Here is a 1637-nt window from a genome sequence, read left to right as displayed (position 1 = left end):
CATGTTTTACTTTCCAACCAAAATAAAAAACTGTAGACAAGCTCGCTTTCATCGAGTTTGTCTACCTGCTAAAGCAGGCTGTTTAGGCCTGCTTTTCTATGTGTTAGCAATTGTTTTCTCAATAAAACTTGGGTATATATAAGTAAAAGAAAGGATGATCAACTGTGAAAATAGAAATTAGAGAGCCTGCATTAAACGAACTGACGAAGATTGATTTCGATAAAGATGAAGGAATAAGAATATTAGCTGAGTTTGTAGGCACATGCTCGATTGCTACAGACATTGAGCTTCACATAGAGGAAATGCAAGAAAATGATTCAGTAATAAATGAAAACGGAATAAATTTCTTCGTTCCAAAGAAATCCATAGAATCACTGCCTGATAAAATATTTTTAAATTATAAGCCGGGATTGGGTTATAAAATATCCTCGGAGGAAGAGACCTTTGGTTATAATTTTAAGCTAAAATATAAGAAAAGTTAGTTTATGAAATAGCCCTGAGGGGTTATTTTTTTTGTTAGACATAGATGGCAGCCGGTTTGCGTCTCTTGTCTATCCTTTGTTTAAGAAAAAGATTGTCAGTGTAGCTTTTGCCCTTTATAATGATATTATTTCGAGTCTAGAAAGATTAGGGGTGTCAACAAATGAATAATAGGACCGAACAGCAAGCTGGCGTTTTATATGCAGCTTTTTCTTATATTTTATGGGGGGTGCTTCCGATTTACTGGAAGCTTCTTCATCACGTGAATGCCGATGAAATCCTGGCTAACCGGGTATTTTGGTCGTTCTTTTTCGTAGCAGCTGTTCTGTTCTTCAACAAAAAATGGAGCCTATTTACCGGAACATTGCGCGGCCTTGCTAAAAATAAAAAGCAATTTGCGGCCCTGGCAATAGCTTCATTGCTGATCAGCATTAACTGGTTCATCTACATTTGGGCCGTCAATACGGACCAGATGATCGAAGCAAGCCTTGGCTATTATATCAACCCGCTTGTAAGCGTGCTTTTGGGAATGTTCTTCCTGAAAGAAAGACTGACCTTTATGCAATATGCATCTTTTGTTTTGGCAGGAGCCGGGGTAGTGATCATGACTATATCTTACGGCCAGTTTCCTTGGATATCTATTTCACTTGCGGTTTCCTTCGGGCTTTATGGGCTTGCGAAGAAATTGATAAAAGTGGATTCCGCGGTTGGGCTTGCACTTGAAACACTTGTTGTTATGCCACTGGCTGGAATTTATATTGGATACTTGTTTCTCCAGGGTTCCAGTTCGCTATTTGCTGGTTCATGGACGACAAGTCTGCTACTTGCTGGCGCGGGCGTAGCTACTGCCGTACCACTGTTGTATTTCGCCAAAGGTGCCCAAAGAATTCCGCTGGCAACACTAGGAATCCTTCAATATATTGCTCCAACTATAACCTTGATTCTTGGTATTTTTGTCTACCATGAAACTTTCTCAATGGTTCATCTGCTAGCTTTTACCTTCATCTGGTCTGCTTTGATCCTTTATTCACTATCTAGGACGAAGCTTGGAACTGCTATGAGTGTAAGATGGAAAAAAGAAAAGGAAATGCATATGTAAAAATAAGAGCTGCGGATTATCCGCAGCTCTTCGTTTATAAGATAAGAAAGTATAAAAT

At 39.1% G+C, this 1637-nt stretch carries 3 protein-coding genes; all 3 read left to right on the top strand.

What is annotated here, in order from left to right:
* The first annotated feature begins 164 nt into the window (after positions 1 to 164).
* From V7654_RS16995 to rarD, 3 genes are read left to right on the top strand one after another with little or no spacing between them, the layout of a single operon-like run.
* Positions 165 to 482, top strand: coding sequence for an iron-sulfur cluster biosynthesis family protein (locus tag V7654_RS16995; protein ID WP_335431866.1), 318 nt, complete (start codon positions 165 to 167; stop codon positions 480 to 482).
* A gap of 31 nt (positions 483 to 513) precedes the next feature.
* A complete protein-coding gene (locus V7654_RS16990) occupies positions 514 to 651 on the top strand; it encodes a hypothetical protein (protein ID WP_335431865.1) in 138 nt (45 codons plus the stop codon).
* Positions 644 to 1579 (top strand): EamA family transporter RarD, encoded by a 936-nt coding sequence (gene rarD / locus V7654_RS16985; protein WP_335431864.1) that lies wholly within the window; start codon positions 644 to 646, stop codon positions 1577 to 1579. Before V7654_RS16990 ends, rarD begins: the two co-directional genes overlap by 8 nt.
* Positions 1580 to 1637 lie beyond the last annotated feature (58 nt).

Source organism: Bacillus sp. JJ1609 (genome assembly GCF_036967045.1).
GTDB lineage: Bacteria > Bacillota > Bacilli > Bacillales > Cytobacillaceae > Mesobacillus.
Note: the sequence above shows the minus strand (reverse complement) of the source record. Positions and strands in the feature narration are given on the sequence as shown.